Here is a 23,744-nt window from a genome sequence, read left to right as displayed (position 1 = left end):
GCATGATTTGTTATAGTAAGGGAAATGATGGAGTGAACGATAGGAGCGAGTGCTGTGGTCAGTATTAAAGATATCGCCAAGAAAGCCGGGGTTTCAATCTCGACAGTATCTTATGCTTTGAACGGGAGCCCCAAAGTGACGGAAGAAACGAGCAGCAAAATACTAGCTGTAGCCAAAGAGTTAAATTATGTTCCGAATGCCGCGGCAAGAACGCTGAAGAAGAGGGAAACGAAAATCATCGGCGCCTTTTTGACGGACTTTGAAGGGGCGTTTTACGGTCAATTGCTGCAAGGAATGAAGGAAGTGCTGAATAAGAAAGGCTATGACCTGATTGTATGCAGTGGCTCCCAGTCTCATCGACTGCTGCCGGAACGGACAATTGATGGCGCGATTGTGCTGGACGCGTCATTCTCCAGTGAGGAACTGCTGCAATATGCTGATCGTGGGCATAAGTTGGTCGTACTGGACCGGGAGTTGGACCACCCGAATGTGAACCAGGTGCTGCTTGATAACAAAGCGGGAGCCACGTTGGCCATGGAATACCTCATTGAGGAAGGCTATCGGAAAATTTACGTCGTGACGGGACCTCAGGGATCGTTCGATTCCAATCAACGTCTGCAGGCTGCAAAGCAAACGATCGAACGGAACCAGCCTCTCGAATCGGATGAAAGGGATCAGTCCATCGAATATATTGAAATCCAAGGCAATTTCGACAAAACTGGCGGAGAAGAAGCAGCACAACAGATTATAAAAGAATATACGGAGCCTGTGGCCGTGTTCTGCCTTAATGACGAAATGGCCATCGGATTATACAATGTGGTGAAGGATTCGTCTTATCGGATTGGCGAGCATATTCACGTCATCGGATTCGATAATATGGAGCTATCACAATTCGTGCAGCCGCGTCTCGCTACGATTGATTATTCCAAGCGCAAATGGGGGGCGCTCGCCTCCGAGCAGCTGTTGAAATTAATTACGGATGAACCGGTAGAGCATGAACGAATCTATGTGACCCTAATTAAGGCCGGGTCGGTTCATCCCATGCAATCTATGTAGCTCATTAAGCTCTATAGCCTGTGTAGTTTGTTGAGCAGAGTCCCGGACAACACCGGGGCTTTTTTATATTATGATTGCTTCATTATCGTAGAGATAACCTTAGCAAAAAGTGCTTAGTACCATTCTCCCATTAGCTCAGGTGCGTTACAGGAGTGATTGATCGAATCCCGCTTTTATGAATGTGAATCCGATTAGATTACGATGTGAAAAATGGAATTGCATACTGAATGAGCATTTTCTATGCACATAAATAAATGTGACATGCACTGCATGACATAAGCACACGATACGCTATGAATGCATGAGCTCATGAAATATCGCATGATTAGACGATCAATTAGCCACGCACATAGGGCAGACACTGTGCTGCAAAGAAGTCGGTATAATTGCATTTGGGGCCCTATTCGTCCAGATATCATTTATGCAGCAACACGGTGGTTGGTGTGATGAAAGGAGAGACCAGGCTTGTGGGCAGAGGAAAAAGACATGCACAAGTGCAATAACTGCTCCCATACGGATGTAAGGCAGGCAGCCGCATTTTGGCGAAAACAAAATTCATCCAAGTACTTCTGCAGATACGTAATCCCTATCCCGTGAAACGTCCTATTCATCCAGCGTCGTGCTCGGTTGAATGTATTATAGAGGCGTCCGCCGTGATGAACCCGAAACGGCTGCCTAATGAGAGATATCGTGGAAGCACTCTGCGAGACATGAAGATCAATAAAGTGGTCACATGCAGAACGCAGCAGCATTTTGTGAGAAACGTGATCCCGCTCTACAAGCTTCATCTTCACGCCCATAGTCTGTCCGTCTGGAGTGAGGGATTCGGCAACGATGAGGGGATATTCCCGGGGATGAATGTCTGTTAGGTCTGTCCTCGAGCGATATGAATGGCCATAAAAAGCGACGAAGCCATGAACTTCGCCTTCAAGCACCCGATCGGCTTCGCCATGGCTCATGGCTGCTCTGATTTTGTGCAGCATAGACCAAGCGGTCTTGTACGTCACCTCAATGAGAGAGCTCAGCTTAACGGCGTTTATCCCATTATCGGCATTGGTATGTGAAACGAGCCAAAACGCAGAAATCCATTTGCGTAGGGAAGTCCGGCTGCCCTCCAAAACCGTGCCAGCAGTCAGTGAGGTTTGATGGCTGCAAGCGCGGCACTCATATAGAGGAAGCCGCCGTGTACGGATGACATAGGCATGGGGATGCCGACAGCGCGGGCATGCAAAACCTTGCGGCCACTTCAACTGAAACAGGAAGGGCACACACGAAGATTCCGTAGAAAAATAACGCTGCAGTTCCTCCAATGTGTCGACAGATAGCCACGCATCCATAAAGACATCCCCCTTAGACGGAATAAGAACATACGTTCTTTTATTCATTATAACAAACAAAAGTTCCCATTTCAAGGAATTATCACTTTATTGCTATCTTTTTTACCGGATGCTCTATCGACAGGGGCGCTTAATTTGAAAGTACTCGACGTTCTGAGTGATTGGGAGAGTAGTAATAAGGGCTGCTATAGTGATAGTATGTCTCTGGAAAGCACAGTATGGGGGATGAGAACAGCCCTTGGATTCTTGGATTCTTGGATTCGAGAGGCTCCGGGCAGGAATGATAATCTGGAAATTTACTAGCTGTCGATCGAAATAAGGAATAACCTGCTGATGAGTACGGTTCATCATATTGTGAAGAGTGTATGCTTTTTACAATTTGAGCTATCGATAACTTTTTTTCTGGAAATGTGCCTCATTCTATTGAATATGCTTTCATATCCATCTAGTATTAAGGTGAATTAGCAATGTTTTTTTCTCCAACACATCACATTTATTCAGCCTTGAGGAGGATTTAGCGATGGATAGAAGCGGTGTACCCGAGCCCATAACGGCGTTCATGCCGAAGCATTATGTATGCCGGCGAGTCACGGAGCCATTGGAATTGGATGGACGGCTGAACAAGCCGTTCTGGGAACAAGCCCCTTGGACCGATGACTTTGTCGACATCGAAGGAGATTTGAAACCGTTGCCGAACAAGCGGACCCGCGTGAAAATGCTCTGGGATGACGAGTATTTGTATTTCGGCGCTGATATGGAAGAGGATCAGATCTGGGCGACGTTGACGGAGCGGGATTCTGTCATTTTTTACGATAACGATTTTGAGATCTTCATCGATCCTGATGGAGATACCCATAACTATTATGAGTTCGAGATGAATGCCTTCAATACGATATGGGATCTGCTGCTGCCGAAGCCTTATCGGGACGGAGGACCGCCTATTAACTCTTGGGATATCAGAGGCATCAAGACCGCGGTGCACATCGATGGGGAGGTCAACAATCCCGATGCGGACAACCGAGGTTGGAGCGTCGAGGTTGCCATGCCTTGGAGCGTGCTGAAAGAATGTGCGCCAGAGGGACGGAAGCCGCGTCACGGGGAGTATTGGCGCATCAATTTCTCACGTGTCGAGTGGAGAGCTGAGGTCAAGGACGGGAAGTATGTGAAGACGCTCAATCCGGAGACGAATGCCCCGTACCCGGAAGATAACTGGGTGTGGAGCCCGCAAGGAATTATTAATATGCATTATCCTGAGCTGTGGGGATTCGTTCAGTTTGCTGATGAGCCACTAGAGTTCGAAATGCCAAAGGACGAGCTTATTAAATGGGAGCTGCGCAAGCTTTACTACCGGGAGCGGCAGCATTTTGAGGAACATGGATGCTACTGCAATGATTTTGCGGTTCTGAAGCATGACGATGCGTGGAGCATCGATCCGATTATAGAGACGACGGGCGGTATGTTCCAAATTTCCGCGCGTTCACATGACCGTCAGCGGTGGATTCGGATTCAGGAAGACGGGAAAGTGTGGCACGAATAACGAGGCTTGCATAGAGCTGGCGTGTTGCTGCCTATGGTTGAACGGATATTGTCATGATTGACATTTTACGTATGAGGCTGGTGAATTAAATGATGACAAGCACGATAGATGAACAATTGCTTCAACATATCGAAGAAAAGTTTCAATATAAACGGAACTTGGCCAAGCACCGGGAACGGGAGTTGTTCGGTGCTTTCGAGCAAGCGCTGACAGATGAAGAGCGCGTCCTGTTGAAGTTTCTATATGCGTATATGCCGCTTCACGACCTGGCGGATTATGACGGTGAATTCTTCCTGGCGCATGTGCGCCGCACCCTGCAGACACGTGAACTAGTACCTTGGGGAAGCCGGATTCCAGATTACATGTTCATGAATTTTGTACTGCCTTACCGTGTGAATAACGAGAATATCGACGGCAACCGGGAAGTCATCTTCCACGAGCTGTATGGCCGCGTCAAAGACAAGTCTATGAAGGATGCTATTCTGGAAACGAACTACTGGTGTCATGAAAAGGCGACTTATGTCGGAACGGACCAACGCACCGTCTCGCCGCTGACTTTGATGCGAACGGCACTGGGCCGCTGCGGAGAACAATCGACACTTGCCGTCGCCGCGCTGCGCAGTCTGGGAATTCCGGCACGCCAATGCTATACGCCGCGTTGGGCCCATTGCGATTCGAACCACGCGTGGGTCGAGGCATGGGCGGATGGAGAATGGTATTTCCTCGGCGCCTGTGAACCGGAAGGACGTTTGAATGAAGGCTGGTTCAAGGCCCCTTCGCGCCGGGCTATGCTCGTCAATACGCGCGTGTCCGCCGATTATAACGGGCCAGAAGAAACGTGCTCGAATCATCCTTGGTATACGGAAATCAATCTTCTCGGCAATTACGCTCTTCATAAAACGATAACGATTAAGGTCGTTAATGAAAAAGGGAAGCCGACACCAGCCGAAGTGCATTTTCAAATGTATAATTTTGCTGAGTTCTACTCTGTCTCGACATTGCCAACGGATGAAAATGGGGTAGTCAAGTTCACGACGGGATATGGAGATTTGCTTATTCATGTACGGAACGATCAAGGTTACGGTTATCGAAAAATCTCGGTCGGTGAGGCGGATGTGTTCGAGGTTGCAATTGAATCGAATCAGGATCATGCGGGAGTGCTGGATTGGGACATGGTGCCGCCGCCTGAAATCCCGGATAAGAGCGATGACATGATGACGGAAGAAGAACGTCACAGCAACGACAACCGGGTGCAGCACGGTACTGCGACACGAGCAGCATTCGTAGATACGTTCTGGAATGCTGAACAGGCCGAAGCGCTTGCTCAAGAATTGGGGCTGCCGGCTGAACGGGTGTGGAAGATTTTGCAGACAGCAAGGGGCAACAGTCCTGAAATCGCTTTGTTCCTACAGGAGCAGACGCCGCGTCATGGCGAATGGGCGCTCAAGCTGTTGGAGTCGCTGCGCGAGAAGGACCTGCAAGATACGATGGTTCCGTCCTTGGTCGATCATTTGGAAGGGGCGCTCCCATATCGTGATCGCGTAATGGAGGAATCGCTGTTTGTGCCATATGTGCTTTGTCCGCGGGTTCATTTCGAGATGATTGCGCCTTACCGTACGTTCTTCCAACAGGAGATTTCCGATGCGGATAAAGTGGTGTACACGGAGAAGCCACAGGCCTTGGCGGACCGGCTGGCACAAGAGCTCAATATCGTTAACGATCTGGACAGATATATGGGCATGGCGGCACCGGAGGGCGCCTTTGCATTGAAATGCGCCGATCGATTGAGTCGCGATATCTGCTTCGTCGCAATGGCGAGAAGCTTGGGGATTCCAGCTCGTCTAGAGCCGCTCAACGCCCTTCCGCAATATTGGCAAGCAGGTGAATGGCATGATGCGAGCTTCCATACTGAATGTCAGGAAGCGGGTGCTGCCCCGGTAGAAGCGGCGGGTGGCTGTATTCAATTCAGCCGCAGTGACAACGAGGGCGAACAAGAGGCAGCATATTATCAGAACTTTACGATTGCGCGGCTCGAAAATGGTGTTTATCGAACGCTCACATTCCCGTTCGGGGAGAAGGACGTATACGATAAGCCAATTGAGGTCATGAGCGGGGAGTACCGGCTGACGACGGGTACGCGCCTGTCGGACGGAACTGTGTTGGTCCGCCTGTCCTGCTTCACGGTACCGGTCGGAGATGTAGCCTTGGTGCCGATCGTGTTCCGCAAGGAAGAGGTGCACGTTCCGGTGCTCGGAACGGTGACCGAAGAACAATGGAGAGTAATCACGGAAGCTGCAGCACTCGAGATTCCGCAGCAAGGCCTCGTGCTGGCGTGGCTTGATCCGGAACGGGAGCCTTCGAAGCACATTGCTCGCGAGCTGCGCGAGCTGAAGTCGGAGCTGGATGAGTGGGGCGGTCGGATTGCTCTGATGGTTGAAGAGCAGCGGAACCGTGGTGAATTCAACATGGAAGGCTTGCCTATACGCACGTCTTACGATGAGGATGCGGAGGGAGCGTGCTTGCAAGCCATTCAACCCTCCATAACGGAATGGAACGGCCAAGAGTATCCGCTCGTTCTCATTGTGGATCATCAATATCGAATTCGCTATCAATCTCAGGGCTATAAGCTGGGAATTGGAGCGGACATCGTCAAGACCGTCAAGAACATGTAGAGACATCGGCTTGCTGTGGCAGTCAAGCAATCTAGGCTGAAGGGCCGTATGTTCTGACGAACCATTAGAAGGTATGTCTATTAGTACGATATCTCATACAAAAGAGGGCGGCCATAGGCCGCCCTTAGACTGTCGATAAAGTCTAAACAGGTATTAAACATAACCCCATAAACAAACTGCGCCTCAACGCCTCATATGCTTCAAATACAGTCTGGAATTACAAAAACCGGGGGTATCCTAGGTTTTTGTAAGCCGATCCGAAGTTTCTTAAAAAACATCGACTTTTGAAGTTAACTGCTGTTCAGATGACGAGGAGTTTGATACGATATACATGAAAAATATCCCATATTGAGTTATTTGTTAAATATTCTTCCGAATTTAAGAGGAGGGGTTTACATGAATGATAGTGAGCGAATTGAACGTTTGGAAAGAGAAGTGACTGAGATTAGAATGGCACTAGAAACTCAATCCAAGGAAAGCAGTGGATTTGATTTTTCATGGTTTTGGATTTTAATCCCAGTATTAGCGATGGTAGGATGGGTAGTAAGGGGTTTTTGAATGAAGCAGCCTAATCCCCCGTCATTGTACATAAGGGATTAGGCTGTTGTCGGTTAAATATGTAATTTATACTATAGTATAGCCATAGTCGACAATGATGTTTTGTCCCCTAATCGCTCTGCTTTCATCAGACATTAAAAATTTCACAACTCCAGTAACATCATTTGGATTTATCAACTTTTTATACGGAATTCTGTTTATTAATTTCTTACCTTCTATTGTTTCAAAATACTCTTTATTTTTTTCGATCAGAACATAAGTCGGTGATATACTATTAATCTTTATATCTTTATTCTGATCCCGAGAGAAATCAACAGTAAGATTTTTCACTAATTGGATTAGAGCTGCTTTAGATGGGCCGTAAGAAACTCTGTTTTCATGGCCAACTACGCCATTCTGGGAGGCAATGCAAACGATTGATATTTGTTGGTTGAATAAATCATACCATCCCTTTAAGCAGAATAGAAAACCGGCGGCATTAATATCAAATGTGTTGACCCAATCTTCATAATTCACATCATAAAAATTTGTCATATAATTGATGCCGGCTAAATAAATGATACCATCAATGGCTATAGAGTGATTATGTAAATAAGAAGCTACTCTATCTATACTTTCCTTAGAGGTCACATCAAAATTCATATAAATACGATTCCCATCCACTTTCACAGTTTCTTCTATATTTTTGTCCAAACAAATCGTTTGAATATGATTGTAGACTCGTTTTACTTCTGTCCCTATCTCGCCTTCCGAACCGATTATGACGACGTTTTTCAAGCTAAATCCCCTTTCATTTATGGAATTATTGCGATTACATATAACGTTTTATTTTCTTGCAGATGATATGCAAGGCTGCTTCTAATTTATTTGCGGCGAGGAATAAAGGAGGAAAGAGTGTAATGCCCGAGTTGACTGTATTATCAGAGTAATCATAGTAATAGTAAACTAAAATGCCAAATTCTTTTAGTTCATTAACAATTCGGTTTGTTAGATTCACATCGTTAATACTTATGGAGAACATGGCTCCCGCACCACTATATCGTATAGAATAATGGTCACACACTCGCTGCATGCATTTTTCAATTTCCGCTACGTTCCGCTTGAGTTCGACTTCTGTTTCTCTCATGTAGTTTAACGTTTCGTTAGCTGTATGAATGGATAACAAGTTGCCATTTTGCGTTGAAAAATGATCAATATGTTTATTTAATAATAGATCGCAAACTTTTTCCCCTATTAAAACGGCCCCAAAAGGCAGGATGCCATTGTTTATTGATTTGCTTAGAATTAATATATCCGGGGGAGAAGATAACTTATGATAATAAAATCTATCGCCAGTTCTAAAAAAGCCCGTTGCCACCTCGTCGAAGATTTTTAAAATATGGTTCACTTCACAATTTTCCATCAGGATATTTAAATAGGTGTCATGTACTGCTATCGTTCCACTTGATCCGATAACAGGCTCAAATATAAAAGCTGCGATGGTGTCCTTGTTCTGATCGATAAAAGCCAGCAACTCATCTAACATGCTTTGATTTCTGGGCGCAGGGAAGAAAATAACGTGTTCGTTGACATTATTGTATGCTTCGCTAATGTTATAGTCGACGCCGCTTACCGCCATGCCGCCAAAAAAAGTGCCATGATACCCTTCTTGAAAAGCCAAGATATATTTCTTTCGATTATTGAAATGGGATAATTTAAGCGCCAGCTCTGTCCCTTCAGAGCCGCTGCTTGTATAAAAAACTTTATTGAATGCAGGGTGGTCGCGATTTGAAAATTCTAGCAAGTTATCTGCAAATTCCTGATAGATGCTGTGATGGTAAGAGTGGATGTCCAAATAAAACAATCCGTCAGCCAAAAGCATGTTCATTTTTTGTTGTATTTTAGCCAATAACTCAGCATGATAACCCAAGCTTACATTCCATAAGCCACTTCTTAAATCCAAGTACTTTTTTCCGTTTTTATCGATTATGTATTCGTTAGATGCCTTTGCCACATCTATATTGTAATAAGGGTAATTGTCGAATGTAGTCATGGGTACGACATAGTTGTAAACCATAGAGAAGCCCCTTTCTATGAGAAGCTAAGCATTCACGATACTTCTGAATTTCTTGATAATAGCAGGAAAATGATTCGAGTATTTTGCTTTCAACTCTTCTGAATCTATGTTTTCTTTTAGATCGTATTCCAAAAAATGAAGAAAGGTGTCATTGACCTCATACATTTTGTTGTTCAACACATTATACGCGAATTTTTTTCCATCATTTACAATCCCTAAAAACTTCAAACTTTTGTGTTTATCAATGGTCTGCGCTACATGATATACGGAGTACGGAGTGATAAATGTCGATGTGTGTCCTTGCAAATGAGCCGAAATGTTGAGAACAAGCGGAAAAATATCATATAAAGGGTTGGCATTTTTAGTTGATATGTAACTTAACCTGTTTAATAACGACATGAAGCTGCTGTTCAATTGCTCGGTTATGCAGCATGTCTTTCTATGGTCTTTATATATCCCCTCACTAAAATAAAAAAGGCGATTGTTCCTATCTATATGAAGAGTGTGCGCATAATCAATAATTCCTTGTATTTTTGATGGATTGTCAATTGTTCCCTCAGATTTAAATGTATGTATCATTTCTTGCAATTCATGCTCAGGGAGGTATAAGGAAGTCGGGAGCAGCTTATCTTGTGTGATTTTATAATAATCAACGTAAATACATGGGAATTCTGGCGATTCCAGAGGCGTAGGATCGTTAATAAGTATAGCGCTGTTGATAGCTGAAAATTTATAAATTTCGTCATGAAGCTTATTTAATAGGGTCAAGTTGTCTACATATATGTGTTTGATTAAGCTGTTTCCTATAGATAAAGGGTATGCTCCTGTAACAAGAAAGCGAAGTCCGTTTTTTAATTGGATGCCTGATAAATCATATTCATTTCCTGTGTCTGAAGATAACTCCTCAGAGAAACTTATTTCAACTCTCGAAATTATGTTTACATCCCCAATAATACAATTAAAATTTGTGTCACATAAATGAAAGCGTATACCATAGTGCTGATTCATAAACATTACGAATCTTTTTATTCTGGAACCATCTGAGATGAATACGTAATCCATGACATCATGAAATTCTAAATAATCATAGAAGTCATTTATGGAGTTTGTATGAAAATCAAGATCATCAATGAAAAAATCTTGGGATTTTCTAATGGATGCAGACAATTCTTTCTTAGAGAAAACACCGAGCTTATTTTCCAGAACAACTGATATTCCAATCATGCTATTATACCCCCTTACTATTTTTTTTTGTTGAAATGAGATTGACAAACACTTCCTATACAATTATATAGATTTTAGTAAAAATCAAGAAAAAAAGATGGAATTGTATTCAATTTTCGAAGTGCTTCAAGCGTTCCCGCAGCAACTGGTTCAAATCTTCATGGAATCTTACCCAGATATTTTTATTGTAGTGTAATAAGAGGTATTTTGTCCAAGTTTATATTAATATCAAAAATTTAGAAGATTTTTGTTGAGTTATTGTCCCTCAGATGTAATAATAAGGAGAAATTAAAAAGGAGGTGTTTCTATATGAGTAGCGCAAGTACTATTATTAAAAACGAACAGCAATTACTGGATGAGCTTTTTTCTAACGTAGAAGATTTAGAATTTATCGAAATTAATGAAGCAACAGCTTTACCTGAAACAGCTGCTACGAGTGGCTCCGCTTTTAGTAGTGGCTGCTCGACTTGTGGTTCTAGTTCAACATGCTCCTCCTCGACATAATTCAACATCACTCAACTGAGTATTAACATAATTCCGTATACCAGGTTATCAAAATAACTGAGCTCATAGTTATAATGATATCCAGTGTGTCTAAATAGAGACTGTACCTATATTTGAATAGGTACAGTCCCTATTTTATTAATTCATTGTGCTAATCTTTTAGAAATGTCCCTATGAATATAAGCTCCGGAATATATACCTAAAAACCGATAAATTTTAGGAGATTATGATATGCCAATAAGTATCTACAACTATCAAAACAGCAAGATACCATTGATGTTACAATTATCGGAATCCTATTTGGAGAGAAATTTTGCTGGAGAGTATTATTTGGATAACGATTGGGAGAACGGCCCTAATACAATCATTATATTTAAAGACTCGAAGTTTGAGAGTCAGGCCATCGAGAGTATCAAGGGAATCGTAGCTGCTTATAAAGAAAAGTATCCAGTACCCAAAGAGGAAATCAATAAAAAGGCTGAACAATATGCAAGAAATCAAATCGTTCTCAAACAATTAGAACTAAGAGATATAGAAGGTAATACGCAATTCATGCGTGATGATGGAACAGTGGAAATTAGAAGCAGAAAAAATAATGCGTTTAATTCCAATTATCATCAAGACATGTTTGATCATTATAGATCCCGTCTGAATAGCGTGTATTTGGAAATGATGCGAATTTATATCGGACTGGATACGTTTCATCAAACTCATATGTTTCTTTATATGTATCATTATTTAACATCTCTTTACGAAGAGGGGTCCAAGAGAGGATATCTATCTTTTCTATCGCATGTCGAGGGATTTTTTTCGCGGCTTAGGCTGGAGGGCCACAATATCGACATGAAAAGTGAGTTTGAAAGACGCAGAACAAGTATTTTAAAGGAAAACAAGATTATTTTGCACGATGAACTTGCAGACATCATGGACAAATGGAAAAAAGCGTGGGCTGCAATAGCCGCTGAGATGAACAGTCAATTTAAAATTGAAAACTACCAAGATGAAGATAGGCTTGGTTTAGATGAACAATTTGAGATACTGCTTGAAAATATTTCGCCTTTAGATAATTCCTTTCATAGTGAACTGGTTCGTAATCAGGAGCTGAAGTCCTTCATTTTATCCCAAAAAATGCTTGTTTTCAGGGATATTATCAACTTGTTTTATTTGTCACTCCCTATCTTTGAACAGAGTATGGTCAAAAAACAATTCTATGCATACTGTACGGTAAAGTTTATTGAAGAGAATAATAAAGAAGATTTACTCTTTGTTATCGATTAAAATCTAACACGATTTTATGGGGGAGGGTTATATTGAATATTAATCCGTTTATTCTCGTAAGGGAAAATAGCTTGGAAAAAAAATCGATAGATGTAACGATGGATAATAGTATTTACATACAAATTCAGAGAAGTAGATTGGTAATAACCAAATTAAAAGATGAAATAATAAAGAAGTTAGAACTTTTTTATAAAGCTGAAAAAGATGGCGTGATCTTAGAAATAAAACGAAACATATATAATGATAAAATACATAAGGTTAACCTTAATATAGAGCTATTCCATGGTAAAGAGACCACACCAGTGTATGTATCTCTTAGCGCTTATTTGGGAAAATATCAAGAGCTAGAAAGCCTGGAACATGAAGCGGAAAATAGATACAACAGGCAATTGAATAAATTTAGACAATCCATGATTAAATTATTGATAGACAAGGAAGAAATACTGAGCGGATTATTAATGATCAATCCGGACATCTATTATAAATTGGAAGCCTACATAAACACTCCGTTAGACCTACATAAGAGCAAAAACCGCAAACTGGAGTCAACACTTTATAAATTTATTAGTAGAGCGGTGCTAAAAACCAGTCCTTTTCTTTCTATAACGAATGTAGGAATGGCAAAGGCACAAACCAACACGAAAAATTCAACTCACCATGAAAACTTTTCCAAGCATATATCATTAAACTATACCTTTTTATATCGATTGGCTTTTTATTATTTAATAAATTCCAATCTGTTTTTAAGAACAATTGATTTTTATCTTCCGCCTTATTCGATACGGCAAGAAGAAGGTTCGTTTTATATCAGTTTTTTATCGAGAAAAGACTTGCCTACAAATAATAAGTTATATTTGCCTTCGGAAAACCTTGGTGAATTAAAAATACCCGCCATTTTGGCGGATTTATTTGAAAGTAAGGATATGGATAACAACCTTACTTTTGAAGACTTTATGGGCGCATTTGACCATAAGATAAGTGAAGAGAATATGTATCAAATTATAAGAAAATATGTAAACATTGGCTTGCTAATCCCTGCAGTTGGTTTTGATGAAGGAAGCAGTGAGTTATTATTGCGGGATATAAAAAATACATCTCAGAAATATTTAGTAAAGGATGATTTTGAAAAGTTAAATCAATTTCTAACGGACATAGCTGAAGTGTCAAAAAAAATATCCCTAAACGATAAGTACGAAGCAAAACATCTACTTCATCGGGAGTTGGCTGCTGTTCTCTTAGAGCTAGAACATGAAACAGGCATTACGTTTCCGGCGAATTCCGTATTTTATGAAGATGGAATCATAGACGAGGAACAATTTATTGATCAAGAGAAGTTAGATCAGTCATACATTGATTTTAAAAGGCTGCAAGCGTTTTCCCTCATTTTTGATGCCAATATTAGATTGCAGTATGAAATGGGAACAAAGTTGTATGAGCACTCACGTGGACAGGAAATGGACATTGACAGCGATTTCTTTTCGATACTCTTTGCTGTATCGAAGGAAATGATCCCTTATTGGGAAGATATTACCTATATGAAACCGGCAGCAGAGACAGAAGAAATCAGAATATTGGATCATTTAAAGGTGAGCTTTATACAAGAGTTGAGAGCATTATGTCTAGGCTCTAGCCAAAAGGAAATCGATATCAAAGTTCTTATTGATAAATACATAAATCAAATACCAGAAAAGATTATTAAAAATGCAGATGTAACAAGCAGCTATTTTGTTCAGTTTAATGGAGACAACATTATTGTGAACTCGGCTTATGATGGGCATGAAAAATTTAAAGCTCGTTTTATGAACTACTTTACTTCGTATTTATCGAATGATGATAAGTATTTAACATTCAGTGAAGACTATTATGATACTCAAAATTATTATGAATTTACAGAAAGTTTCGGTTTTAATGGGAATGTAAAAAAAATGAAGCTAAAGAGAGAGTGCTATACCATTGGGGTAGGCACAAAAAGGTTTCTGCCGGATGCAGAGAGACTGCTTACAAAAGTTGAAGACTTTAAAATTAAGATTGATAAAGAGAATAAAAAGTTCCGATTAATCGATATGGATAAACAAACGGTAAAAATATGCTTTAGAGGGTCTCTTGTTCCTACCTCTATGCCTGGATATATATCCGTCTTGCTTCAGTTGTTCTCTTCAGGAAGTATGCTGTTTAAGTTCTCCGAATTATTAGAACAGGATGTTATGCCTAGAATCACTTATGGCAAGATTGTCTTGAACCGGCAAAGAATCAGACTTAACAGTATAGGCGAACAACTAAAGAGGAGAGACGGGGAGAGTAGCTATCAATATTATCGACGAATCAATATGTACTTCCTTGAAAGCAATCTAAAAAAAGAGTTTTTTATAATAGCAAAGAGAGATTTCCAATTTAATGACTCCTATCTGAGGGACTTTAAACCACTTTATATTGACATAGCCAATCCCATTGCCTTGAGGATATTGGAGAAAGAAATTATCAGTAAAAGTGAAATGGAAATATTCAATAATTTCTACATCGAAGAGTACTTAAGTAATGAAGGTGATTATGCCAAAGAGTATGATATTGAAGTATATAAGAAAGAAGGCGAGGGAATTGGAGAACAGCTTGCAAGTCTTTAATAGGCAAAATACGATGCTGTATAGAGAAAAAGAAAAGACTTTTATTAAAAGCCACTTTAAAGAGTTGGAAGTTAAAATGACGGATTCGACACATCAAATATTGATTGAACTATTAAGCGCATCTAAAGAAGGTACCCCTTTAAAGATGTTAGAAAATGGAATTCAACATAACGAACTCATGAAAATGGTTAAATTAATGTATGAGGCTGGCTCTATCTTTATATATCCTAGCTCAATCCCAGTAGATAAAGTTGCTTCTGCAGGCTGGTTTCATATCCTGACACAATATTTACCCCCTAACAAGAATTTGTCCGATTATATAGACCGGGTCAATCAATCAAAAGTATGGATAGACGTTGAAGTGAACAAGCTATTTCCTAGACTGATCTCTTTATTGCAGGAATACGGTATAAACGTCTCTCTCGATTGCGCTCTTCCTTATTCCCCATCGATCAATGATTGGTTAATAACAATGAATACGGAGGAAGTCGAAAGCGGGCACAATACTATTGTAGTATCAGTTCATAATCATTCGGTGTCAGGAATCAAATATAGCAATGAAGACTTGATTCCCAGAAATACAAATAAAGCCGCAGATGCAATAAACAAAAATAACCTTTTACATAAAACAGCTCCTTTATACTTATTGATATATATTACGAAGACGATATTCGGACTGTCGAGCCAGACGTTTACACTAAACGAAGAAGGAAGGTTTTTTGAACAAGACTTCACTCCAAGTCATCTCTATGAGACAGTCTCTCATATTAATGTCGGAACGATAAATGAAGAAAAGGATAAACTTGATTATATTAATGGATTTGAGACTTTCATTGCTAAAAATATTTTGCCTTTGAAAATATCAGGGCATCTGGATCGGTATTCAGATCTGTTCCAGGTAGGGTTCACGACATATGGGATACAAAATAAAAAAGACGAATATGGTTTTGTATATGCAGGGACCGATTATCGAGAAACAGGATTCAGGGCTATCAAAAAAGGGCTTGAACATCATTTTCATACAGAGGTATCAAAAAATTGGCTGGTAACAGATGCGGAAAATTATTTTTATGATAAGGTGATTTATTTATTGAGTCACCTTGATGAACCGTTCCATGTTATCGAGTTGAATAATGATCAATTGGATGATTCATCGTTAATTCATATTTATGGAACCAGGTTGAATATAGAGTATAAGGTGTTTTTAAAGGTCCATCACTTATCTTCTGCAGCCATTGTTTATTTATATATTCCAGACGAGAACCTTTATTACACTGACGGCAAGAAAACCATTGAAATCAAAGAAAGAATAGACGAAGTTTTCTTGAACTACGTAGTTAAGAAATATAATCAAAATATAGATTTCGATGGTCTGTTAGACGTTCTTGAATCCATTGAGCTGGGAACAGAACCGCAATTATATGAAATGCCTGATTTATTACAGGACAATAGACGTCAATTTATAGAAAAATCATTAAGCTTATTTAAAAATTATAATATTAGATATGATGAAAGAGCTTGGAGATATGAGGAGGAGTTAAGAGACGCCAACTTGCTTGTTAGAAAAATTATGGTTGGTGAATATTCATGATAAAAGAAAAAATTGCAATTGAACGAGTCCAACATTATATCGTTATAGCGAGTGAAAGTCATGCTCATGGATGTATAAATTGCATCAAAAGCAGAATGATTGATAATCAATTTATTAAGCCTGGACGGATAGAAACATCTTTCATAGATTTAAAAAAGATAGATTACAATATTGTGGATGAGCTAAAAAATCAACTTTCTGCACAAAATACAGATTTTTATTTTAAATATAATTTATTTACGAAGAAAATAACGAAAAGCCTAACGTTGAAATATCCACAGTGTGAGATTTGCGGAGAGGCAGAAACGATACAAAAGTTAGAAGAATTAAAGATTGAATCAACAGGTACACGTATTGGTTCTGATTACAGGGCAAAAGATTTTAATGAAATCGTAAAAGGGTTAAAAGAAAACGTTACCTCTCTCATCCACCCGGAAACCGGTTGGTTTAAAAATCATTATCGATCTGTAACGGACAGCATGCCTTTAATTGCATTGGATGGATATTTGAGCAAGGTCAATTATGATTCATATGGCAGGAATTATACGTACAAAAAAGCATATTATACAGCTGTGCTGGAAGGGTTGGAGCGGCATCAAGGAGTTGCGCCATCTACTTACGCTGGTTACCAAACGAGTGAAAATGCTCTGCTGAATCAAAACAAGGAGTTTATTTCCCTTGAAAGATATCTCCATTTTGATAGCAGTCATTTCAACAATGAGGAATTTCGATTTGACAGGTACGAGACGGATAACCCTATACTCTGGAGATATGTCTATTCCCTCACGAAGGAAAGATATATTCTTGCGCCTGAACAAATCATTTATTTTTCAAATCATCATTTTTATAAAAAAAGTATGGAAAAGCGCTATCTTCCAGATAGTTCTAATGGTGTCGCGTTAGGTTCTAATATTGATGAAGCCTCTATATCTGGTCTATTTGAACTTATAGAGCGAGATGCATTTATGGTTTACTGGTTTTCACGGTCAACCCCTACGAAGCTGGAGAATATTGAAGGTTTAGGGAGTACGGGAATTCAACTGATTTTAGCTTATTTAGACTACTTCGGATATGATGTACATCTTTTTGATATTACTTTAGAAAGCAAGGTCCCCACATACTGGGTCCTTCTGGAATTAAAAGATAAAACGAATACGAATAAAATGGCATTTTACACGGCTGCTGGTGCAAATATTAACCCATTACAAGCGATAGAATCTGCTTTAATAGAAGCTTCTACGTCGATAAAGGCTTTTTTAGTATTTAGGGAAAAAAGATATAAAAATAAAGATGTAGACTCGATGATTACTAATTTTAATAACGTGAAATTTCTAGAGGATCATTTATTTTTGTATTCTTCTTACAAAATGGAATACGCCCTGTCCTTTGCTTTAAAAAGTTCTAAAAAAATCGATGCTGTCGCATCGATATCCAAACATAATTTCTATGACCAATCAACTACCCAAAGAGAGTTATTAAATCAGATTATTGCGTATATGAAACCTTTTCATGATCAAATCTTGCAAGCTAATATGACAAGTGAACCATTGAAGAGACTAGGTTTTAATTGTGTGAAAATATCCGTTCCATCCATGCAAAATATTAGCTTTGGCTATGAACAACAAAATGTAAATACGAACAGAATTAAACAAGGAGTCGAAATAAATCAATTGGACGGAGCTCCAGATAAGATTAATCCACATCCACATCCTTTTCCATGAAAGTGGGACATAATGATATGATTAACATGGAAATAGAATATTATACAAATTACTCTAGCAACCGCTACAAAAACACTGAGAATAATTATCTAACCATTCTAACACCCTTTCGGAAAGAATATATAAATAAGGCTAATCATAAGGCTGCTGATTTTTTGAAAAGTAACCCACTGATCGATTCTATTATAGATAATACGGTTAGAATTCGAAGATATGATGTATTGAGCAGATATCAGGATCACAATAATTCTCCATCCGTAAGGAGTATGCATTCCTGTAATATTCTGATCATATCCAATGAGAATGCCTATCTATATAGCATTTATGAAGATGAACTGATATGGATTTCTGGGGATATTACATGTAACAAGGATGATGAGAATAAAATATTTATTGTAGGCTTAAACGATGTATTGAACCTTTCCAGGTTTTATAGTGAATTTTGTCTATATATTTCCAACTTGGATGCTGGCCACGTTTTATATAATATCAAACATGTGCTGGGTCGTTTATCCGTCGATTATTATCAATATTCACATATCAATTCTAAAGATATTTTGGATAAACTCCCGCTTGATCGGAGTACTTATTTTATCTCTTTTATGCTTGAGTTAGATGCACCTGTTGTTCTGAATAATGAGGATATCTCGAACAGAACAGGCAAGAATCTTGATGTAAGATTGCAAAAGAACTTTGATGAGTTAGCACCAACAAAGTATGTAAAGGCTTTATTAAAAGAGTATGCGAATGAAAGTACTCACAAGAAAAGATATATGGATCATAAAGATATCGAATTTTTACCGGTTAGTGAGAAAGTAAATCGGAACTCAGCCCATACGATGGTTGGAAACTTTAACTTAGATGAAAGCTTTACTAATTTCCAAGTCGAACATGCAATGAAACTACTGAAAGAATCAGAAAGAATATTAAGTTCACCCTATATTGAGTACAGCTTCTTAGTTAGAGAGAATGAAAATTTTTTGAGATTATACGGCAGTAATGGAGAAACCTCCATTATTGCCGGTGACTTTTCACACATTATGTTTGATGATCATCGATTTTTCGATCTAAAAACATACAAAGTAGTGTTGATTTGTTATTCCAAGACAGATTCCATTTACCAAACAGGGCTGCGTAATTTGCTTATAACATGTGGAGAAATAATGCAAATAACAGCAATCTATGCTTCCAGTGCAGGCTATTCCTTTCGACCTATGAAAAATCATAATGATGCCTATATTAAGCGCATATTATCGCTAAATGATGAATATGAAGTGAATTACATAGGGGTTTTATGTAATTCCCCTGCAAAACAAATTAGTTTTGACATCTAAATGTTAAAGGTTGTGAAGGAATGTGGTACTCGCTGCATGGATTTATCCACGATTTTAACTCGTTGGACAAATATATTTCCAATCATTTCAATGTTTTTTTACAGAACAACAATACCTATATTAAACAATTTTTTTATATAAGATACTGGTTAGGCGGGCCTCATATTAGATTCCGATTTTCTTGTAATCATGCAGATGATTATGCGATCGTAAAAGGGAATTTTCAAGAGTCAATTACTGAATTTATCCGCGGAAATGACATAGCGCTTATTGATTACCATTCTTTTTATAAGGACTCCATGCTGCAAAATGAAAATATTGAAGATGTCTATTGGTGTGAACATGGGTCTGTGCAAGAAATCGCCTATATACCGGAATATGATCGATATGGCGGGGAAGCACATATCGATCAATCGGAGTGTATTTTTATGGAGAGCAGCAAACTTACTTGTTCCATCAATACATTGAATTTTCAGAAAAGGATTGTTGTTGGACTGGATTTGATTTATTTAACTTTCAAGTTATTTAATTATACAGATGAGGCATATAAGAATTACTCGGAAATATGGGCGGGTTATACTGCGGGACAAAAAATAGTTCCATTACATCATCCCGTTTTCACAAAAAGGTTAGCGTATTTATCGAATTATGATTTCTCGGAACAAACGATATATTATAACTATTTCCTGACGTTGAGAGAGAAGATTTACGACAAGGATGATTTTTCATTAATTGCTTCACATATACACATGACCAACAACAGATTAGGTATTCATCCTGAATTTGAATATGAGATATCAGATTTCATTTATCATTCTATAGGTAAGAAGGAGGTATTCACATAGGAAAGGAATATTTATGGGATCTAGAAAGTGACAGAAGTTTACTGAGGAGATTCTATCACAATAATTCCAATAGTACGAAAGAATTCAGTTCCGTGAATCTGAAAAACTTAAGAAGTACTAAATCGTGGGAAATTAAAGCTGGAATTGCGTTACCCTCTTTTACAGCAGAAACCGAGTTTGAAAGATTATTAGAAAAAAGAAGGACAAGAAGGTTTGTGAGTGAAAACTCAATTGATGTCGTATTTATAGCGAAGTTATTGAAATTTTGTGCTGGAATTACTGATCATGATAATAACCTATTTAGTTACCCTTCACCAGGAGCTCTATACCCTTGCACATTGTTTATCTCCATTAATACCCCAGAGTACGATTATGTCTATAGATATAATCCTTATATGCACACCTTAGAAGAATATAAACTAGATCAATCAAAAATCATAAACAATGTTATTTTAGACAAAGATTTAAAAAAATTCCCGTTAAAACTATATTTCACTAGCGATTATCAGCTGTTAGAAGAGAAATATGGTGAATTATCTTACCGATTGTTATGTCAAGAAATCGGACACATCGCTCAAAATATATCGCTTTATTGTGAGCACAGAAAATTCAATTCTGTTTGTATTGGCGGCTTCGTAGAAAGTGTGTTTAAATCCGTTGTGGATGAGAGATACGATTTGCATTATGTAATGGCAGTGGGGTAATCGAATGTATCTAATACTCAAACCTTCTTATTATATCGAGTTCAATGAGAGGCTAACTCTTACACATATCATCGATGACAATCACATTTTCATTGATATTAAACAAAGCATTCATGCAGCTAAACTCAAGGAAATGTTGGAAAATGGTATCTATATTGAGCGTAATATGGATACCATAGAGGAAAAAATAGTTGTGAATATTTTCAAAAACACGAAACATGCCTTTGAAGTCGTTAAAAATAAAAGCGACCTGAATCGGATCATCAATGTTAGATCGGTACTACATACAGCCTTATACTCTGGAGTAGCCAGAGAAGCGTTAAAGTATTATTTAGATCATTTTGATTCGCACGAAATCGTATGGATCGATCATTCAAACCTTGAAATGATTGATTTCTTCCATGCGGAGGGGATTACAAACATTCAGAGAAAAACGGTTCAGGATATTAATGCTGAGCCAATAAATGATGAAAGAAAAATTATATTGTTAGACGATAAGTATGCAAGTGCGATTTCCTGTCAAAGGAACCATATCTATTTATTATATTCCTTGGATAAATTACAAGCAGGTCCAATCTTGATTCCAGAGATAACAGCATGTATGGATTGCTATCTGAATATTCACACTGAGCCCACTGATAATGGCGCTAATTATTTTCCTGCGTACTACCGGACATTTATTTACAATATTTTAGTAAATTCGATTTACTATTTGAAAAGTGATTTGTTTATAGGCCTTTATAAAGACGTTGGTTTGCCAATAAAAAAGTATTTCACATTGGTACACCCTCATTTAAATATTGAAGTCACCAATGTCTATAAAGGTATTTCGTGTTCTACATGCATGAAGCAGATTGAGGACGGGATAGGGAGGAATGAAAATTGATTACTGTTACATCTGTAAGTAAAAAATACGGAGACAAATTAGCTTTGGATAATATCAATTTACATGTGAATGAGGGTGAAATATATGCGATATTAGGTCATAATGGCGCCGGAAAAACGACTTTAATCAAATGTATTATGGATTTAATGAAGTACGAGGGTGACATTACCTATTCATTTGACCAGGCTAATTTGTATCAAAATATCAGTTTGCAAATGCAAACGTCTGTCTTTGAAGAAGGCGTAAGAGTCATGGATATTTGCAAATTATACAAAGACATACTGAATAGTAAAGTAAATATTAAGGAGTTATTAAAACAATTCGATCTTGAAGAGCATAGCAAGTCCTATGTAAATAAGCTATCTGGAGGACAAAAACAAAAGCTGTCCATTTTGTTGACATTAATTAATGAACCCAAAGTGATTATCTTCGATGAGTTGACCACTGGCTTGGATGTCATGGCAAGAAGGAAAACTTGGAATTTATTAAAAGACATAAATAAGGAGAAAGGAATAACGCTCCTATTAACGAGTCACTTTTTAGATGAAGTAGAATATCTCGCCGACAATGTCATTATTTTAGAAAAAGGGAAAGAGTCCGTATCCGGAAGCGTGGAAGAGATTATTGAAAATTCTTTTGGAGACCGAAAGAAAATAAGTTTTGGTTATAAGGGTTCTGATGAAAATAAAGAGGATTTTACCTTCCCATACTGGATAGATGATAAAGGTAAATATATCGTTGAATACAATTCTAAAGATGAATCACAGATCTTCAACGAGATTTCACAAAAGGGTGGATACGATATAAATATCAACCGTTTTTCCTTTGAAGATGCTTTTCTGAAAATACTTGGGTATAGGATGACTGAGAAAGGGGAGATAAAAGATGCGTAAATTATATATATTTTCCAAATTCCAGACTAGCTTGCTGCTAAGAAGCTTTAAAAGTACAATTGTAGGCTTCTTATTACCTGTTGTCATGTTCTTTATTTTTAGTAATATGCTAGCGGAATTAGAAGTTCCAGAAACGGGGAAAACGATAGTAGACTACTTGGTGCCGGCATTTATACCCATTATCATCATCAATGCAGTCATTGTAATCTATGGACAGTATTATATGTTATACAAAGAACAAGGCAATTTGTTGAAGTATAAATTACTCGGTTTAAATACATTTAGCATTTCATTTGGTATTTTTTTGGCTACTCTCATTTTTCAAATAATCGCAACCTTGTTTTTAATCATATTTGCGGTCGTAACAAAAGGCGTGACGGTTCCTTACGGAAACCTCCTCTCTGTTATATTCATGATGCTGCTCATTAATCTTTATCAATTTGCAATTGTTATTTTTATGGCTTCACTTATTAATAAAAGTACTACCTATCAATCGGTATCACTCATTATCTTCTACATCCAAATATTTTTAGGCGGGTTAACGTTTCCTCCTGAAATGTTCCCTGTTTTCATAAAGGAAATCGTGTATATTGTTAATCCGATTATTTATGGTTTGGTAGCTATGAGGGGAATATGGGCGGATGGACAAAGCATTTTGAATTACTCACAAGAAGTTATGATTTTATCATTTGTATCAATAGGTTTGATCGCAATTGGAATGTTTATTTCAAAAAAACGAGAAAAATTACAATATCAATAAAGTTCAGCAATCCTTATAAAAAAATGAAGAACAATGGGAGATTTTAACCTTGTGGGCAAAGAGACACGGGTTTCCCGATATTTTGAGGGCGGCCATTGGCCGCCCTTCGTCTTTGACAGCATAATTTAACGCGCAATGCATGTAGTTCATCACTTTAATAGCAGCGG

The 23,744-nt window shown here is 38.5% G+C and carries 19 protein-coding genes; 15 read left to right on the top strand and 4 right to left on the bottom strand.

The genetic code is table 11. The features are described 5' to 3' along the window. The first annotated feature begins 54 nt into the window (after positions 1-54). Positions 55-1,056 (top strand): LacI family DNA-binding transcriptional regulator, encoded by a 1,002-nt coding sequence (locus M3650_RS11680; protein WP_251574865.1) that lies wholly within the window; start codon positions 55-57, stop codon positions 1,054-1,056. 419 nt (positions 1,057-1,475) lie between these two features. On the opposite strand, the gene M3650_RS11675 is transcribed toward M3650_RS11680, so the two are convergent. After that, positions 1,476-2,393, bottom strand: coding sequence for a transposase (locus tag M3650_RS11675; protein ID WP_251574864.1), 918 nt, complete (start codon positions 2,391-2,393; stop codon positions 1,476-1,478). A gap of 520 nt (positions 2,394-2,913) precedes the next feature. Here M3650_RS11675 and M3650_RS11670 point away from each other — a divergent pair. The 3 genes from M3650_RS11670 (at position 2,914) to M3650_RS11660 (ending at position 7,160) form a co-directional block, all read left to right on the top strand. Beyond that, the gene (locus tag M3650_RS11670) at positions 2,914-3,930 is read left to right on the top strand and encodes a carbohydrate-binding family 9-like protein (RefSeq protein ID WP_251574863.1); all 1,017 of its coding nucleotides are present in this window, start codon (positions 2,914-2,916) and stop codon (positions 3,928-3,930) included. 92 nt (positions 3,931-4,022) lie between these two features. Next, on the top strand, positions 4,023-6,602 hold the full coding sequence (locus tag M3650_RS11665; RefSeq protein WP_251574862.1) for a transglutaminase domain-containing protein: 2,580 nt from the start codon (positions 4,023-4,025) through the stop codon (positions 6,600-6,602). A 396-nt stretch (positions 6,603-6,998) separates the two neighbouring features. Beyond that, on the top strand, positions 6,999-7,160 hold the full coding sequence (locus M3650_RS11660) for a hypothetical protein (protein ID WP_251574861.1): 162 nt from the start codon (positions 6,999-7,001) through the stop codon (positions 7,158-7,160). A gap of 66 nt (positions 7,161-7,226) precedes the next feature. Here the strand turns inward: M3650_RS11660 and M3650_RS11655 are convergent, their stop codons facing one another. Genes M3650_RS11655 through M3650_RS11645 form a run of 3 tightly spaced genes read right to left on the bottom strand, consistent with a single transcriptional unit; the run spans position 7,227 to position 10,440 of the window. Continuing rightward, positions 7,227-7,937, bottom strand: a complete 711-nt coding sequence (locus M3650_RS11655) for an SDR family oxidoreductase (RefSeq protein WP_251574860.1) — start codon at positions 7,935-7,937, stop codon at positions 7,227-7,229. A 34-nt stretch (positions 7,938-7,971) separates the two neighbouring features. Then, positions 7,972-9,216: an aminotransferase class III-fold pyridoxal phosphate-dependent enzyme gene (locus M3650_RS11650; RefSeq protein ID WP_251574859.1), complete on the bottom strand. Its 1,245-nt coding sequence runs from the start codon at positions 9,214-9,216 to the stop codon at positions 7,972-7,974. Positions 9,217-9,240: 24 nt separating this feature from the next. Beyond that, positions 9,241-10,440, bottom strand: a complete 1,200-nt coding sequence (locus M3650_RS11645) for a hypothetical protein (RefSeq protein WP_251574855.1) — start codon at positions 10,438-10,440, stop codon at positions 9,241-9,243. 309 nt (positions 10,441-10,749) lie between these two features. Between M3650_RS11645 and M3650_RS11640 the strand changes: the two genes are divergently transcribed. From M3650_RS11640 to M3650_RS11590, 11 genes are all read left to right on the top strand, one after another. Continuing rightward, positions 10,750-10,944 (top strand): thiazolylpeptide-type bacteriocin, encoded by a 195-nt coding sequence (locus M3650_RS11640; protein ID WP_251574853.1) that lies wholly within the window; start codon positions 10,750-10,752, stop codon positions 10,942-10,944. Between the two features lie 231 nt (positions 10,945-11,175). Next, positions 11,176-12,222, top strand: a complete 1,047-nt coding sequence (locus M3650_RS11635) for a hypothetical protein (protein ID WP_251574851.1) — start codon at positions 11,176-11,178, stop codon at positions 12,220-12,222. A 32-nt stretch (positions 12,223-12,254) separates the two neighbouring features. Continuing rightward, complete coding sequence (locus M3650_RS11630) at positions 12,255-14,843, top strand: hypothetical protein (RefSeq protein WP_251574850.1); 2,589 nt, start codon at positions 12,255-12,257, stop codon at positions 14,841-14,843. Next, positions 14,818-16,434: a hypothetical protein gene (locus M3650_RS11625; protein ID WP_251574849.1), complete on the top strand. Its 1,617-nt coding sequence runs from the start codon at positions 14,818-14,820 to the stop codon at positions 16,432-16,434. The genes M3650_RS11630 and M3650_RS11625 overlap by 26 nt, the downstream gene beginning before the upstream one ends. Next, positions 16,431-18,155 carry a YcaO-like family protein gene (locus tag M3650_RS11620; protein ID WP_251574848.1) on the top strand — a complete coding sequence of 575 codons (1,725 nt, stop codon included), beginning with the start codon at positions 16,431-16,433 and terminating at the stop codon, positions 18,153-18,155. The genes M3650_RS11625 and M3650_RS11620 overlap by 4 nt, the downstream gene beginning before the upstream one ends. Positions 18,156-18,181: 26 nt before the next feature. Next, positions 18,182-19,489 (top strand): hypothetical protein, encoded by a 1,308-nt coding sequence (locus M3650_RS11615; RefSeq protein WP_251574846.1) that lies wholly within the window; start codon positions 18,182-18,184, stop codon positions 19,487-19,489. Positions 19,490-19,509: 20 nt separating this feature from the next. Then, complete coding sequence (locus tag M3650_RS11610) at positions 19,510-20,334, top strand: lantibiotic dehydratase C-terminal domain-containing protein (protein ID WP_369011113.1); 825 nt, start codon at positions 19,510-19,512, stop codon at positions 20,332-20,334. A gap of 92 nt (positions 20,335-20,426) precedes the next feature. Further along, the gene (locus M3650_RS11605; protein ID WP_251574844.1) at positions 20,427-21,038 is read left to right on the top strand and encodes a nitroreductase family protein; all 612 of its coding nucleotides are present in this window, start codon (positions 20,427-20,429) and stop codon (positions 21,036-21,038) included. 4 nt (positions 21,039-21,042) lie between these two features. Then, positions 21,043-21,924 carry a hypothetical protein gene (locus M3650_RS11600; RefSeq protein WP_251574841.1) on the top strand — a complete coding sequence of 294 codons (882 nt, stop codon included), beginning with the start codon at positions 21,043-21,045 and terminating at the stop codon, positions 21,922-21,924. Continuing rightward, positions 21,921-22,817, top strand: a complete 897-nt coding sequence (locus M3650_RS11595) for an ABC transporter ATP-binding protein (protein WP_251574839.1) — start codon at positions 21,921-21,923, stop codon at positions 22,815-22,817. The genes M3650_RS11600 and M3650_RS11595 overlap by 4 nt, the downstream gene beginning before the upstream one ends. Next, entirely contained in the window at positions 22,810-23,577 is a 768-nt protein-coding gene (locus tag M3650_RS11590) for an ABC transporter permease (protein WP_251574837.1), read from the top strand. The genes M3650_RS11595 and M3650_RS11590 overlap by 8 nt, the downstream gene beginning before the upstream one ends. The last annotated feature ends 167 nt before the right edge of the window (positions 23,578-23,744 follow it).

The organism is Paenibacillus sp. MER TA 81-3, assembly GCF_023713585.1.
In the GTDB taxonomy this organism is placed as follows: Bacteria; Bacillota; Bacilli; order Paenibacillales; family Paenibacillaceae; genus Paenibacillus_B; species Paenibacillus_B profundus.
The sequence above is the reverse complement of the archived record's forward strand: the minus strand, read 5'-3'. Positions and strand labels throughout refer to the sequence as shown.

Excerpts from the sequence above, each read along its gene's own strand:
- M3650_RS11645 (WP_251574855.1), bottom strand. The coding sequence starts at position 10,440 with ATGATTGGAATATCAGTTGTTCTGGAAAATAAGCTCGGTGTTTTCTCT.
- M3650_RS11650 (WP_251574859.1), bottom strand. The coding sequence starts at position 9,216 with ATGGTTTACAACTATGTCGTACCCATGACTACATTCGACAATTACCCT.
- M3650_RS11610 (WP_369011113.1), top strand. The coding sequence starts at position 19,510 with ATGTGGTACTCGCTGCATGGATTTATCCACGATTTTAACTCGTTGGAC.
- M3650_RS11675 (WP_251574864.1), bottom strand. The coding sequence starts at position 2,393 with ATGGATGCGTGGCTATCTGTCGACACATTGGAGGAACTGCAGCGTTAT.
- M3650_RS11640 (WP_251574853.1), top strand. The coding sequence starts at position 10,750 with ATGAGTAGCGCAAGTACTATTATTAAAAACGAACAGCAATTACTGGAT.
- M3650_RS11600 (WP_251574841.1), top strand. The coding sequence starts at position 21,043 with ATGTATCTAATACTCAAACCTTCTTATTATATCGAGTTCAATGAGAGG.
- M3650_RS11660 (WP_251574861.1), top strand. The coding sequence starts at position 6,999 with ATGAATGATAGTGAGCGAATTGAACGTTTGGAAAGAGAAGTGACTGAG.
- M3650_RS11665 (WP_251574862.1), top strand. The coding sequence starts at position 4,023 with ATGACAAGCACGATAGATGAACAATTGCTTCAACATATCGAAGAAAAG.
- M3650_RS11635 (WP_251574851.1), top strand. The coding sequence starts at position 11,176 with ATGCCAATAAGTATCTACAACTATCAAAACAGCAAGATACCATTGATG.
- M3650_RS11615 (WP_251574846.1), top strand. The coding sequence starts at position 18,182 with ATGGAAATAGAATATTATACAAATTACTCTAGCAACCGCTACAAAAAC.
- M3650_RS11620 (WP_251574848.1), top strand. The coding sequence starts at position 16,431 with ATGATAAAAGAAAAAATTGCAATTGAACGAGTCCAACATTATATCGTT.
- M3650_RS11670 (WP_251574863.1), top strand. The coding sequence starts at position 2,914 with ATGGATAGAAGCGGTGTACCCGAGCCCATAACGGCGTTCATGCCGAAG.
- M3650_RS11590 (WP_251574837.1), top strand. The coding sequence starts at position 22,810 with ATGCGTAAATTATATATATTTTCCAAATTCCAGACTAGCTTGCTGCTA.